Origin of the sequence: Aquimarina rhabdastrellae (assembly GCA_947387485.1) — a bacterium.
In the GTDB taxonomy this organism is placed as follows: Bacteria; Bacteroidota; Bacteroidia; order Flavobacteriales; family Flavobacteriaceae; genus Aquimarina.
On record CANDNT010000014.1, the window covers coordinates 60932 to 74780 of the forward strand.

Below are 13849 nucleotides of genomic sequence, written 5' to 3' on the forward strand. Positions count from 1 at the left end.
TCTTTCTTATTCACCCTCTTTTATTTCTGTATATGAAATAGCTCCCGAAGGGCACTTGTCTATAGTTTTCTTTAATACTTCTATCGACGCATTTTTGACAGCAATCCACGGACGTTCATTGGGTCTAAATACTTCAGGTAAATGTTTTACACATTCTGCTGCATGGGTACATTTTACTGGTTCCCAAAGGATCTTTAAATCTCCTTTATTATAATTCTTAGTGATATTCTTCTTTTTCATTACACTCTTTTTTTGTGATTTAGTTCTTTTCTCAAATACACTCCTGTTACTAGGGTAGAAAGTAAATCGGCTATAGGAAAAGCTATCCAAACACCTATAAGTCCAAAATATATAGGAAGGGTTAATATCAAGGGAATTAAGAAAAAACCTTGCTTAGTCAGTGTCAATAATAAAGCTGGTTTAACTTTTCCTATAGACTGAAAATATGCAGATCCTATTAATTGTACAGCAATCAATGGTGTAACTGCAAATATTATCCTTAACGCATTGGGCGTGTTTTCTAGAACATTTGTATCGTTTGTGAATATCATTACTATTTCTAATGGAAATATCACGATGACTATAAATATTAAAAGAGCAATCATTGATCCATAGAGAATAGATTTTTTAACGGTTTCTTGTAATCTCTCGTAATTATTTGCCCCATAATTATATCCTACAATAGGCATGAAACCTTGGGTAATTCCTTGAATAGGAAATAAGGCAAAAGATAATACTCTACTAATTATACCGTAAACTGCAATAGACAATTCTCCTCCATATGTGAATAACGTGTGATTTAATACTATGGAAAGTGCACTTACAACTCCTTGTCTTGCAAGCGTAACTCCTCCTATAGCTGAAATTTCTTTTATAATAGAGAATTGTAATTGTATACATTTTAAATTAACTCGTAGTCGTGTATATTTTGATCTAAAAAACCAAAAGGTATACGCAAAAGAAATTATATAGGATAAGGTAGTCGCCCATGCTGCTCCTACCATCCCAAAATCATAGTAATAAATAAGTAAAGTATCTAGTATGATGTTTGCTACAGCTGGTAATATCATTGCAACCATCGAAAATTTAGGTTTCCCTTCTGCTCTTATCACGGGATTTCCTGTCATGGCTAATGCCAAAAAAGGAGATCCAAACATTAGAATTGTATAATAGCCTTCTGCTGTTTGGATTATTCCTCCTTTAGCTCCAAAAATGAATAAAATATCATTTCTAAATATTAAGCCTAGGGTCAAAAGAATCATACTTATACCAAACGACATAGCGATCTGGTTCCCGCAAATGTCTAATGCTTTTTTCCTATTATCAGAACCTAAAGCCCTTGAAATCATTGATGATCCTCCTATACCAATGGCCATTCCTACAGATGATATAAGAAAAATAATGGGTAATACTACAGTAATAGCTGCTATAGCCGTTGTACCAATCCAATTTCCTACAAAAATGGTATCTACCAACATGTTTAATGACATCACCAAAATACCTATGGCCGCGGGTACTGATTGCTCAATAATTAATTTACCAACGGGTTTTGTACCGAACTCTTCTACTTTACTTTTTGTCATCTAATTTTTGAGAACTTGTTTTAATAGTTTTTCTTTTATAGAAATCCCTTAAGGAGGTTATCAATAATAATGTGCTATTGTTCTTGATTAATTTCCAAAGCATCATGCATTCCTACCTTTTACATTTGACAAGATTACATCTACTTTTATTTTTTTTGATCTATTAATTTATCAATTACTTCAACCCATTCTTTATTAGTCACCTCTCCATAAGGTTCATTCCCAAGAAAACCACTACTCAAAACCACATCAGGTTTTAGTTTTCTAAGTTTTTGTAAAGATGTCATCATATCTTGATTCGTTCCTCCAAAACCTTTGATTACAAATGTGCTCCATCTTCCGTCCCATTTAAAAATGGTATCACCTGAAAAAAGATATGATTTACCGTAAGGAGATTCATAATAATAGCATATACTACCATTTGTGTGTCCTGGAGTAAAAAATACTTTAACATTTTCTATTTCCGTATCCTGATTATCAAACTCAATATCTGTGGTTACATGTTTTTTTGCATACAATGCTTCAAGTTTCCCAATTCCCATCATTGGAGAAAATTCATTTTTGATTCTCTTAAGAGAAGCCCCCACTTCATCTCTATGAGTCAATAATTGATATTTAATTCCCCCTAACTCTGCTATTTTATCCAGATCTTTTCTATTGCCTGTGTTATAGAACAATATATTACCTTCTGGACGGGTTAATAAATAAGCATGTGTATTTAACATTCCTGAGCTATATATTTTACTCTGCCATAAATCTGGATATATCTGTTTCATATCTGAGTTTTTTAATGTTTTATATAGTATCTCTGATTGTCTGTGGTTGTTTTTTCTACTATAACAAAAGTGAACTATAATATTGCTACATAGATATTAATGATATCATTAGGGCTACAAACTCGATATTTATTTTATCGGAATCGCTTTTACTTATCTCCCCCCTTTCTTGTTTAATATTTTTTATACCTTAACTTTTCAATCATTTCTGGTGAGAGTGCTTCCGAATAAATCCCGTATGCATCTAGTATTGTACCTTTATTTCCATCTTCTGTTTCTAGAGCGTATAGTATTGACTCACTTCCTGGATCTGACATATCTTCGAAGCGATACATTTCGATAATCGTAAATTCTTGTATCGCACACTCTTGTTTTAATGCATTACAGATAATCGTGTTTTCCTTTATATTGTAGTCATGTATATAGCCTCTTTCGTATAAATCCTCTAGAGCTTCGACTAAATTATTATATGCTTTCATTGGATTCGTTTTTAAAGGCTATTGCATCTATCTCTATAAGCATACCATCTAATGCTAATCTCGGTACAGGAATCAATGTACTTGTTGGATACTTTTCACCCCAAGCATTTAAAAGTTCTTCTGATAATATCTCTAAGCGTTCATTTGAATGATCAACAACTAATACTGTAATTTTTATAATATCATCAATAGAAGATTCATTTGCTTCTAGTGCAAGACTCAGGTTTTTTAAAGTTGTTTTTACTTGTGTTCTAAAATCATTAGAAATTTCTAGTGCTGCATTTTCATCTCCAAATTGACCAGAAACAAAAATGTATCTCCCATTAGTTGGGGTACTTATTGTTTGGCAAAAGCCATATGGAGAAGGATCAAAAAGCGTTTTTGGGTTTTTCCTTATTACTTGCATTGCGCTTGTTTTTAATTTATTAATCCTTTATCCTAGATATGAAGAATACATCCAGATACTTTTTTCTTGCTCTCTTATGTAATCACTCATTAAAGCATTGGTACCTTCATCTGCTGAACCTTCAGAAATTGATAATATCTCACGCTCTAATGGTAGAAGTTTGGCATACGCTTTTAGGATATTCTTGATCGCTTCTTTACCTAAAGTGACATTTCTATCTTGGTCTATTTTTGCATGACCTATATAATCTGAAAAAGTATGTAGCGGGGTATGTCCTAAAGTAAGTACTCTTTCTGCTATTTCATCTATTTTTACTAGGGAGTCATTATATAACTCTTCAAACTTAAGATGCAATTCGAAAAAATTGTCTCCTTTGATGTTCCAATGATATCCTCTTGTATTCATATAAAAAACCTGATAATTGGCTAATAGTTCGTTTAAACGTTCTGCTAAAATTTTGGTTTTTTGCGGATCCAGACCTATTTGATTTTTTGTAATCATTGTGTTTCTTTTTTATTTGATCTTTCTATAATACAGCTTCATATTTCTGAGAAACTTTTTCCCAATCGATTACTTCAAAAAAGGCATTGATGTAATCCGGCCTTAGGTTTTGATATTTTAGGTAATAGGCATGTTCCCATACATCTATTCCTATTATTGGTATCCTTTTAATACCTGTTTCCATTAGTAGATAAGAAGCTTCAAATATTCTTTTAATGATGCGCGCCTTTTTGTATTATAAAGCTCGTAATGAGGTAAGCTGTCTTTTCTTTTTTTGTAATGGTCTCTACATTTTATGCCTTTACATTTATAACTTCTTATTTATTCTTATCTGTCTTTCCTTTTTTATCTTATTGACTCTTATCTTTTCTTGTTTTGCAGGAAATTATTCTTCCTATAATCGTTATTTAATTCAATGTTATTTTTATCTCTTTGTTCTCTTATTCTGCATACAAATTTAGTCGTGACAAGACAGATTTAAAAAGTTGATTTTATTGTTTTTATGGTTAAAAACTATGTTTTTAATAGCCACCTACTAATTATGGAGTTGTACTTATACTAATAAGTATATGAATTGTCATCTTTTATTTTGAAAATAATCTAAACTGTAGCTTTCGTCAAGCTAATAATTTGATAAAAAGACTGCTAAATAAAATCATGTAAGACGTATGGAAGATAAAATAGGAAGTATTCTGTAGTTCATAAATGCATTAAGATTATATATTAAAAAAGCATAAAAAAAGTCCAGTACTTTATTATTTCCTTTTTGAAATAATATGTACTGAACTCAATGATTTATAATTTATTTAAAAGAAGTTTTAGTCTTCTAGCAACTGGATATTTTTTGAAATGATTATTGGAGGTTTCATTTTTATTACTTCTATAATTTCTAAAGCAATTTTATTTCCTTGATCAACTTCTATATAATTACCGTTAGGAATACTTATTATGGTAGTAAAAACTTCATTCTTATCGTTTTTAAGAAATAACATTTGTCCATCTTTTTCTTGTTCAATTTTTGTTATTAAAAACTCTAGACGTTTTTCCTTTATACTACATCCTATTGTAAAAATGACAATAAAAAGGAATACTATTAGATTTTTCACCATGATATTTTTGTTTTCTCTATTCTTAAAATTTATGTCTTGTTTGATAAGTTCTTGTATTGTCTTGGTGTAAGGTCTGTTTGTTTTTTAAAATATTTCACAAAATTAGAATTGTCATCAAATCCTAATAAAAACCCAATTTCTGCTATTGAGTTAGTTGACTGTTTCAACATGGATTTTGCTTCTAATACTAAATATTCATTAATTACCTGTTTGGCAGTTTTACCAGTGGTCTTTTTTATGCATTCAGATAAATAAATAGTACTTATATTTAACTTTTCTGCGTAGTATTTAATAGGTTTATGTTTGTGTTTTGTTTTCTTAATGACATTTTCAAAATTATAGGTTATCTCCTGACTTCTGGATTTTAAATAACTTACTCCTTTAGAAAACTCCAATTCTCTTTTTGCTTTTATCAAGAAAATACTCAAATAGGCCTTGATAACTTCGAAATTACCATCTAAATTACTATTGTATTCCTTTTTAATTTTTTTAAATAGGCTAACGAATTTTTTTATTTGTTTATCGTTAAGCTGAAAACTTGATATAGTATTATTATTGAAATATGGAAAATTCTCATAAATATTAAAAACATCTATTGCTATTGGCAAAAACTCTGGTTTAAAGAGCATTATATAGCTCATTGTTTCTGGTTGAACATCATTTAGCTCCCAAGTAACAATTTGACCTGGTGATACAAACGATAAATTATAATCCAGTGCATTAGTTGTATTCTCATTAATTGACACATTAGCATCGTATCCCATAGAAAAAGAGATCTCAAAATAATCATGTGCATATGTAATTTCTGAATTCCCTATAATTTGATCATAATCATAATCTTCAAATTTTGCTATGTAAAATCCCTTACTCTTTAGCATAGGTATACCGATATCTTTTAGAAAATCGTTAATGTTATGGTAATGCTTAACGGTCATTTATTGAGATCTACGGATTATAAAATACAAATATACATCTTGAACATCATAGCAAAATGGTTCAATATCATGCAATCATGGTTAAATATTATGTTTTAGTATTAAAAAATAATATTTTAATGAAATCTAGTTCAAAAGTTAGAGGAGAATTATATTTATGAATAGCCAATGTAGATTAACAATTCCTGTGTATTATATATCCTTCTTTGCTAATTAATCTTCACTTATAAAAAATACAACAATTGCTAGATCAACCCCAATTGGGATCAGTCTCAAAAGTTGTGTGTGAATTAAAATATAATAATGAATGTCGAATATATAGTTAAGATTAACGATAGTTGATTTTAGATTAATTCGATCGCGGAGTCGAAGTAACGAATTTCACTCAAAACTAACCAATTTATTATTATTCATTTATCACTCAAAAAAACATTTTAGATTTATTAAGCTTATTCTTTTTCCCATTGCCACAAAAAGAATCAAAAAAGTCTAGGCTTACGAAACTATAGCTAAATTTATTATTCGGAAGCTAAACTTAAGACAAACTCGCTTGCGCTCAAACAGTCCAAAGTTTTTAACGCTTCTTTCATTGCAAATTTTACGCTATACTTTCGATAGGCCAATTGATAGCTAATGAATATCGAATGTAGAATAACAAATTTTGATTTTAGATTTACTTATCACAGGGCTTGTCTGGTCATTAGCACAGTCGAAGTTACAGTACTCAAAAACTACATAACTAACCAACTCCACATCAAAAAACCTTTTGAATTTTAGATTCAATCCCACTCATCTCTCATCACTAATCATTCGTCACTTATGCAAAAATACAACAATTGCTAGATCAACCCCAATTGCTTTTGATTCGAGTTAAACTATTTTAGCATCAATTCTTATGATGGTCTAAAAACAAAAAAACCTGTAAATCATAAGATCTACAGGTTTTATTTTTGTCGGGGTGGCAGGATTCGAACCTGCGACCTCCTGCTCCCAAAGCAGGCGCGATGACCGGGCTACGCTACACCCCGTTGCAATCATTGTTTTGCGGGTGCAAATATAAACAAATCTTACAATCTTACAAGATTTTTTTAAATCTTTTTTATTTTTAATTATCGTACTTGATGGAATCTTATTTTTAATTCCCTTTCGATTTCTCTTATCTTACTTATTTCTTGTCTTACTATTAAAGCTAAAGATAGTCCTTTATTACCTGCCCTAGCGGTTCTACCACTTCTATGTGTATAATATTCTAATTGATCTGGTAATTGATAATGTACAACAAAAGCCAAATTAGCTACATCAATTCCTCTTGCAGCAACATCTGTGGAGATCAATAATGGTATTGTTTTATTTTTAAAGGCTCTCATGACTTTATCTCTATCTTTTTGAGTCATATCACCTTCTAGCAATCCTAATTCGTAATTCTTAGCCTTAAGTTGCTTATACAGTGTTCTTGCTGCAACTTTGGTCTTAGTAAAAATAATTCCTCTACTCTCTTTTTCTGTTTTTAAGAAATAGGTAAGTGTATCCAACTTATTTGCTTCTTCTCCCACCACAAATTGATGTTCGATATTACGGTTTACAGTATTATTCTTATCTATCGTAATTCTAGCAGCATTTTTTGATACATATTTTTCTATAATTTCATGTAATGACTTAGGAATTGTAGCAGAAAATAACCATACATTTCTTTTTCCTTTTGTCGCATGCAATATGGTATCTAGATCTTTTTTAAAACCCATACTCAACATTTCGTCAGCTTCGTCTAATATTACAGTCTTAATCTTCGAAATGTTTATAGCATTCTTTTCGATAAGTTCTACTAATCTACCTGGAGTTGCTACAACTATATGTGTAGGTCTTTTTAGTCTTGATATCTGTACTCCTATCTTTTCTCCTCCATATACGGCTTCAGTAAAAATCTTATCTGTATATTTTGTAAACTTAAATAACTGTTTTGCTATCTGTTGTCCTAATTCTCGTGTAGGAGCTAGAATCAATCCTTGGATTTCTTTTTTATTAGCATCTATTTGTGATAATAATGGCAATCCAAATGCTGCAGTTTTTCCTGTACCTGTTTGTGCTTTACCTACAAAATCAATTTTACTTTCTAATAAAACTGGAATGGCTTGTTCTTGTATTTTTGTTGGCGTTACAATCCCCATATCCTTCAAGCCTTTGTTTAAAGCTTTGGATACTCCTAATTCTGTAAAGGTCATCATTCAATATATTAAGTTGCAAAAATACTTTATTAAATTGATTGCACAAAAACATTATGTTATACTAAAAATTTCTAAAATAAATCCAAAGTTGCTTGACCTGATTCTCCTGGAATAGTTAATGTAGTACCTAATTCACTATTCAATTTCTTAATGATATATTTTGATAACAATGGAGACTCAACTTCTAAGTTTTGATGTACAAAAAAATTGATTTCATTGATTCCTTGTGCTTTCCATTGCTTTATACGCTCAAACCAATCCTCTAATCTTGTATAATCAGTAGAATGATTAGCTCCTACATATCTCACAAAAGCAGTTCCATTTGTTAATCGCATATGTAATAAATCTCTTCTTCCTGCTGTATCAGTTATAATATTGGCTACATTATAAGTTTCTAATAATTGATAAAGTTCTTGAGCCACTATCGGATCATTAAACCAATCTGTATGTCTAAACTCTATTGCTAATTTTATATCTCTAGGCCAATACTCAAGAAATTTGACTACCCTATCCATATATTTAGGAGAAAAATTACTGTGCATTTGTAGAAAAATAGTATGTAATTTCTCTTTTAAATGTATGGCATTAGTTAAATATTGATCCACATAAGGTCTTACATCATCATTTAATCGTTTTAGGTGAGAAATGTTCTGTACAAGTTTAGGGAAAAATCTAAAATCATCTGGTGTCTTATCATACCATTTCTTAAACTGATCTTCACCAAAGATTCTATAAAAGGTTGCATTTAATTCAATAGCATTAAACTGATTTGCATAGTATTTTAATTCATCCTTAGTTCCTCTGGGATAAAATCCTTTTAAATCTTGCTTATTCCATTTTGCACAACCTATATGAATTTCAAAAGTTTCTTTTTTAGCTTTATTAAGAATTTCTTTTGTTCCACTGTGATCTTTAGGGAATGTAAAATCAATATGTTCGGGATGTTGTACTTTACCAAATTGCATTTTATAAACTTACTTATTTATACGCTCTTTACAAACTCATATCATAAAAATAACCTTTATAAAAAGCTTAAAAACCACTTATAAAACTATATTTCAATTGTTTAAAAAAAGTTAACAACTCTTTTTTACTGTCTTAAAAAGCACTTTTTTTAAGTTGTATCTTTAATAAACCACTATATGATATGATGGATAGAAGAAGTAATTTATTAAAAATGCGTCCTCAAATATTATCCGCTAGGATTCATAATAACATGAGCGACGACGAACGTTTCCAAAATGAAACTTTACGCCCTATTATTAAACTCCAAAATGATTTATTCATTGAGGTTTTTAAGAATTACATCCGAAAAAGAAAGAATCTATTCTATGATTTATCTCCTGAAGCAAAGCATAACTACATAGAAAATGCTATTCAAAAAGATATGAAATTTAGAAATAGTTTGAAAGGAATGATTATCGGACAATTTACTGTTGAAGAATATGCAACTTACATCCAGAACTCATCTGCTCTTAATAAAAGAATGATGAATATTGTTATCCAGCGATTACAAGCTAGTTTACAATTATTCGAATTAAGTACTTGTCCAGTATAACCAAATTTTAAAGCATAAAAAAACTGGAATTAAATTAATTCCAGTTTTTAAATTTATAAGAAAACTCTTCTTATTTATTTTCTAATGCTTTTAATTTTTCTTTCATGATATCCGCTTTAGGATCATCTAATTGATAGAAAATATTCATTAATGTACGTACAGCTTCTACATTTTCTGGGTTAGCTTTTAAAGCTCCTTCTAAATATGGTACTGCACTTTTATATACATTGTTACGCTCTTTCTTTAATACATCATATCTAGCATAATCTTTTGAAGAAGTTCCTAAACCATTCATTTCTTCTACAATTTTCCCTTCTTTGCTTAAGATGATAGCTGCAATATTAATTTGAGCAGATCCATAATTAGGATTCAATTCTATAGCTTTTTTATAGTATTCTAATGCTTCATCATTCTCTCCTAATTTAGAAGCACTTACTCCTAAGTTATAATATAAATCAGCATTATTAGGATCATTAGCTATAATCTCTTTCATTAATTCTTTATACTTAGCCAAGTTTCCTAATTTGTACTGGATATCAGCTTCTGCTTGTAATAATCCATTATCGTTAGGATTCTCTTTTTTAGCATCTTCCATAGCTTTAATAGCTTCTTCATTTTTACCTTGACTCATGTAAATCAATGCAATATTCTTTGCTATCTCACCTTTTTTAGAAGCAGACTGACGTTGCTTAGGTACAATATATTCTCCAGCTTTTACTAATAAATCACGCTCAGACTTTGTAGAAAAAACTTTTTCTTTACCCGTTTTCTTTTCTGTAGCAACATACTCAGTTTGAGAACCGTCAAAGTTAAGTCCTTTTAACTCATTGTAATACTTTAACGCTGCATCATAATCTTTACCGTTAACTGCATTTGCAGCTGCATAATATAAGTAAATAGTATCTGCTTTGTTCGTTGTATATCCTAAATATAATTTGTCTGCAGCTCCTTTGTAATTTTTACCTGTTTGGTCTTTTACTGCACTGTTAATTAAAGCGTTTCTTACTGCTCCAATTCCTGTTTCAGCTTTAGGAGAAAACTTTACTTTTCCAGAAGTCTTTTCTACTTCTATAGTTTTATTATATGCATTAGCAGCTGTTTCATAATCTGCTAATGTAGCATTTGCTCCTGCAGCTGCATAGGCTTGTCCCTTCAAAAAGTAAAACTGAGCTTTTGTCTTACCATCAGCTGCTCCTAATTGCCCTTCTGCTGCCTTAAGTGCTTCTTTAGCTACATCTATCTTTCCTGATTTTAAAGCTTTTTGAGCTGACTTGATTGCTTGTTTTTGAGAAAAACCTACAGCACTAGCCGCGAAGCATAACGCCATAAAAAATTTAATTTTCATTCTTGTGTGTGTTTAAAAATTATTGGGGTTTTATTATACGTTGTTTTAATCTTTATCAATTTCTGTGCCATTATCTGAATCGTCAGTATTTACAGTAGTTTCATCTGTAATTAAATCTTCTTCATCGTCTACATTTTCATCATCATTGACCACTTTTGCCACAGCTGCAATAGCATCTTTCCCTTTAAGGTTAATTAAACGTACTCCTTGAGTTGCACGTCCCATTACTCTTAATTCTTCTACAGCTAATCGAATAGCAATTCCAGATTTATTAATGATCATTAAATCATCTGCATCTGTTACGTTCTTTATTGCTACTAATTCTCCTGTTTTATCGGTAATCGAAATCGTTTTAACTCCTTTTCCACCTCTATTAGTTACGCGATAATCATCTAGTTTAGAACGTTTACCATAACCATTTTCTGATACTACTAAGATATTACTATCCATATCATTCATAGTTACCATTCCTATAACTTCGTCATTCTCACTAGCCATACGAATACCTCTTACTCCTGAAGCACCACGCCCCATCGGACGTGTTTTTTCTTCTTCAAAACGAATAGCTTTTCCAGACTTTAACGCTAACATCACATGACTTTTTCCATCTGTTAATTTAGCTTCTAGTAACTCATCGTTATCTTTAATAGTAATCGCATTGATACCATTTGTTCTAGGACGAGAATATTGTTCTAATGAAGTTTTTTTAACTTGACCTTTACGAGTAGCCATAATGACATAATGACTATTAATGTATTCTTCGTCTTTTAGATCTTGAGTACAGATGAACGCTTTTACTTTGTCATCGTTTTCAATATTGATCAAGTTCTGTATTGCTCTTCCTTTTGATGTTTTATTTCCTTCTGGTATTTCAAAAACACGCATCCAGAAACACTTACCTTTTTGAGTAAAGAACAACATGTATTGGTGATTTGTTCCTACAAAAAGATGCTCTAAGAAATCTTGATTACGAGTAGTACTTCCTTTTTGTCCTACTCCTCCTCTATTTTGTTTCTTATATTCTGTAAGAGATGTACGTTTAATATATCCCGCATGAGAGATTGTAATTACAACCTTATCATTAGGAATCATATCTTCTATACTAAAGTTTCCTCCAGCATATTCTATTTGAGAACGTCTCTCATCTCCATACTTATCTTTTACCTCTATCAATTCATCCTTGATGATATTCATTCTACGCTCTTTTCTAGCTAGAATATCTTTCAAGTCTTCGATAGTTTTCATGATTTCTTCAAACTCAGCACGCAACTTATCTTGTTCTAGTCCTGTAAGTTGACGAAGTCTCATTTCGACTATCGCTCTGGCTTGAATTTCAGATAAATTAAAACGTTCTATTAATTTTGTTCTAGCCTCTTCTGCGTTTTTAGATCCACGAATAAGTGCTATAACTTCATCAATATTATCTGAAGCAATAATTAATCCTTCTAATATATGTGCTCTTTCTTCTGCTTTCTTTAATTCATATTGCGTACGACGTACCACAACTTCATGTCTATGTTCAACAAAATGATGAATCATATCCTTTATATTAAGTAACTGTGGTCTTCCGTTTACTAGAGCAATATTATTTACACTAAAAGAAGATTGAAGTGCTGTATATTTAAATAAGAGATTCATTACAATATTAGGAATTGCATCTCTCTTTAATATATATACTATACGCATTCCTTTTCTATCAGATTCATCTCTGATACTAGAAATACCTTCTATTTTTTTATCATTTACAAGCTCGGCTGTTTTCTTAATCATATCAGCCTTATTCACTTGATATGGAATTTCAGTAACTATGATACATTCTCTACCATTTACTTCTTCAAAATTGGCTTTGGCACGCATTACTATACGTCCTTTCCCAGTCTTAAAAGCCTCTCTTACACCATCATAACCATAAATAATACCTCCTGTAGGAAAATCAGGAGCTTTGATATGAGTCATTAACTCATCAATCTCTATATCGTTATTATCTATATAGGCTATTGTACCATCTACAACTTCACTTAAATTATGTGGTGGCATATTTGTTGCCATACCTACTGCAATTCCCGAAGCTCCATTAATTAATAATCCTGGTACACGTGTAGGTAAAACTGTAGGTTCTTTAAGTGTATCGTCAAAGTTTAATGTATGGTCAACGGTATCTTTTTCTATATCTGCAAGCATATCCTCAGATATCTTACGCATTCTAGCCTCTGTATAACGCATTGCTGCTGGGCTATCTCCATCTACAGATCCGAAGTTTCCTTGTCCATCTACAAGCATATATCTCAAACTCCATTCTTGAGCCATACGCACCATTGTATCGTATACAGAGGTATCTCCATGTGGGTGATACTTTCCTAATACTTCTCCTACAATTCTTGCAGATTTCTTATGAGCACTAGTCGCTTTTACACCTAACTCATACATACCATAGAGAACACGTCTATGTACGGGCTTTAATCCATCTCTTACATCTGGCAATGCACGTGACACAATGACTGACATCGAATAATCGATGTAAGCTGACTTCATTTCATCCTCTATATTGATAGGTATTAGCTTTTCTCCTTCAGCCATAAAAAATTATTTAATTATTTATTTAACGCGCTAATTTAAGCAAATCCACGTAGTTTTCATGATTTTCTTTACCGTAAAATTTGTAATTTATTAACAACTTTTCCTTAAAACCCACTAATATCTCTAAGTCTTAATCCATTCTAGAAAAAATATTTTTTCTCACTTTCTTTTTCGTGTTATATGAAGTTCTTTTTATTTTTACAACATAGAGTTTTATGAATCAACATTTTAAACTTATTATTCTTTTTTAAATGGTAATTATTTAAATATTCTTTATAATTTAATAACATACGAAAAGGAATAGTTTTTGTATTAATCAAATTAAAAATTACTATTTTAGATAAAAAGAAAGGAAGGA

The 13849-nt window shown here is 30.7% G+C and carries 13 protein-coding genes, 1 tRNA gene and 1 pseudogene; 1 reads left to right on the plus strand and 14 read right to left on the minus strand.

What is annotated here, in order from left to right; all coding sequences use genetic code 11:
• Positions 1-6 precede the first annotated feature (6 nt).
• The 12 genes and pseudogenes from ACYEKI_RS17050 to ACYEKI_RS17105 all read right to left on the minus strand — a co-directional run bounded on the left by ACYEKI_RS17050 (position 7) and on the right by ACYEKI_RS17105 (position 8976).
• Positions 7-240, minus strand: a complete 234-nt coding sequence (locus ACYEKI_RS17050; protein ID WP_459212416.1) for a (4Fe-4S)-binding protein — start codon at positions 238-240, stop codon at positions 7-9.
• Positions 240-1583 (minus strand): MATE family efflux transporter, encoded by a 1344-nt coding sequence (locus ACYEKI_RS17055; RefSeq protein WP_459212417.1) that lies wholly within the window; start codon positions 1581-1583, stop codon positions 240-242. The genes ACYEKI_RS17050 and ACYEKI_RS17055 overlap by 1 nt, the downstream gene beginning before the upstream one ends.
• Positions 1584-1729: 146 nt before the next feature.
• Positions 1730-2359 (minus strand): MBL fold metallo-hydrolase, encoded by a 630-nt coding sequence (locus ACYEKI_RS17060; RefSeq protein ID WP_459212418.1) that lies wholly within the window; start codon positions 2357-2359, stop codon positions 1730-1732.
• A 173-nt stretch (positions 2360-2532) separates the two neighbouring features.
• Entirely contained in the window at positions 2533-2838 is a 306-nt protein-coding gene (locus tag ACYEKI_RS17065) for a phosphoribosylpyrophosphate synthetase (RefSeq protein WP_459212419.1), read from the minus strand.
• Positions 2825-3244 (minus strand): RidA family protein, encoded by a 420-nt coding sequence (locus ACYEKI_RS17070; RefSeq protein WP_459212420.1) that lies wholly within the window; start codon positions 3242-3244, stop codon positions 2825-2827. The genes ACYEKI_RS17065 and ACYEKI_RS17070 overlap by 14 nt, the downstream gene beginning before the upstream one ends.
• A 27-nt stretch (positions 3245-3271) precedes the next feature.
• Positions 3272-3745 (minus strand): Dps family protein, encoded by a 474-nt coding sequence (locus tag ACYEKI_RS17075; protein WP_459212421.1) that lies wholly within the window; start codon positions 3743-3745, stop codon positions 3272-3274.
• A 25-nt stretch (positions 3746-3770) separates the two neighbouring features.
• Positions 3771-3935: pseudogene (locus ACYEKI_RS17080) on the minus strand (Fe-Mn family superoxide dismutase); the annotation flags it as partial.
• A gap of 628 nt (positions 3936-4563) precedes the next feature.
• A complete protein-coding gene (locus ACYEKI_RS17085; RefSeq protein WP_459212422.1) occupies positions 4564-4854 on the minus strand; it encodes a hypothetical protein in 291 nt (96 codons plus the stop codon).
• A 29-nt stretch (positions 4855-4883) separates the two neighbouring features.
• The gene (locus ACYEKI_RS17090; RefSeq protein ID WP_459212423.1) at positions 4884-5732 is read right to left on the minus strand and encodes a helix-turn-helix domain-containing protein; all 849 of its coding nucleotides are present in this window, start codon (positions 5730-5732) and stop codon (positions 4884-4886) included.
• A gap of 1010 nt (positions 5733-6742) precedes the next feature.
• Positions 6743-6817: transfer RNA gene (locus ACYEKI_RS17095), tRNA-Pro, on the minus strand.
• A gap of 81 nt (positions 6818-6898) precedes the next feature.
• Positions 6899-8008, minus strand: a complete 1110-nt coding sequence (locus ACYEKI_RS17100) for a DEAD/DEAH box helicase (RefSeq protein WP_459212445.1) — start codon at positions 8006-8008, stop codon at positions 6899-6901.
• Positions 8009-8082: 74 nt separating this feature from the next.
• Positions 8083-8976 carry a DUF72 domain-containing protein gene (locus tag ACYEKI_RS17105; protein ID WP_459212424.1) on the minus strand — a complete coding sequence of 298 codons (894 nt, stop codon included), beginning with the start codon at positions 8974-8976 and terminating at the stop codon, positions 8083-8085.
• 182 nt (positions 8977-9158) lie between these two features.
• Between ACYEKI_RS17105 and ACYEKI_RS17110 the strand changes: the two genes are divergently transcribed.
• The gene (locus ACYEKI_RS17110; RefSeq protein ID WP_459212425.1) at positions 9159-9569 is read left to right on the plus strand and encodes a glyoxalase; all 411 of its coding nucleotides are present in this window, start codon (positions 9159-9161) and stop codon (positions 9567-9569) included.
• 70 nt (positions 9570-9639) lie between these two features.
• On the opposite strand, the gene ACYEKI_RS17115 is transcribed toward ACYEKI_RS17110, so the two are convergent.
• Both ACYEKI_RS17115 and gyrA read right to left on the minus strand, forming a co-directional pair.
• The gene (locus tag ACYEKI_RS17115) at positions 9640-10914 is read right to left on the minus strand and encodes a tetratricopeptide repeat protein (RefSeq protein WP_459212426.1); all 1275 of its coding nucleotides are present in this window, start codon (positions 10912-10914) and stop codon (positions 9640-9642) included.
• A gap of 45 nt (positions 10915-10959) precedes the next feature.
• Complete coding sequence (gene gyrA / locus ACYEKI_RS17120; protein ID WP_459212427.1) at positions 10960-13491, minus strand: DNA gyrase subunit A; 2532 nt, start codon at positions 13489-13491, stop codon at positions 10960-10962.
• Positions 13492-13849: the final 358 nt, after the last annotated feature.

Coding starts and splice junctions, on each gene's coding strand:
- ACYEKI_RS17050 (WP_459212416.1), bottom strand. CDS start 240: ATGAAAAAGAAGAATATCACTAAGAATTATAATAAAGGAGATTTAAAG.
- ACYEKI_RS17055 (WP_459212417.1), bottom strand. CDS start 1,583: ATGACAAAAAGTAAAGTAGAAGAGTTCGGTACAAAACCCGTTGGTAAA.
- ACYEKI_RS17060 (WP_459212418.1), bottom strand. CDS start 2,359: ATGAAACAGATATATCCAGATTTATGGCAGAGTAAAATATATAGCTCA.
- ACYEKI_RS17065 (WP_459212419.1), bottom strand. CDS start 2,838: ATGAAAGCATATAATAATTTAGTCGAAGCTCTAGAGGATTTATACGAA.
- ACYEKI_RS17070 (WP_459212420.1), bottom strand. CDS start 3,244: ATGCAAGTAATAAGGAAAAACCCAAAAACGCTTTTTGATCCTTCTCCA.
- ACYEKI_RS17075 (WP_459212421.1), bottom strand. CDS start 3,745: ATGATTACAAAAAATCAAATAGGTCTGGATCCGCAAAAAACCAAAATT.
- ACYEKI_RS17085 (WP_459212422.1), bottom strand. CDS start 4,854: ATGGTGAAAAATCTAATAGTATTCCTTTTTATTGTCATTTTTACAATA.
- ACYEKI_RS17090 (WP_459212423.1), bottom strand. CDS start 5,732: ATGCTAAAGAGTAAGGGATTTTACATAGCAAAATTTGAAGATTATGAT.
- ACYEKI_RS17100 (WP_459212445.1), bottom strand. CDS start 8,008: ATGACCTTTACAGAATTAGGAGTATCCAAAGCTTTAAACAAAGGCTTG.
- ACYEKI_RS17105 (WP_459212424.1), bottom strand. CDS start 8,976: ATGCAATTTGGTAAAGTACAACATCCCGAACATATTGATTTTACATTC.
- ACYEKI_RS17110 (WP_459212425.1), top strand. CDS start 9,159: ATGATGGATAGAAGAAGTAATTTATTAAAAATGCGTCCTCAAATATTA.
- ACYEKI_RS17115 (WP_459212426.1), bottom strand. CDS start 10,914: ATGAAAATTAAATTTTTTATGGCGTTATGCTTCGCGGCTAGTGCTGTA.
- gyrA (WP_459212427.1), bottom strand. CDS start 13,491: ATGGCTGAAGGAGAAAAGCTAATACCTATCAATATAGAGGATGAAATG.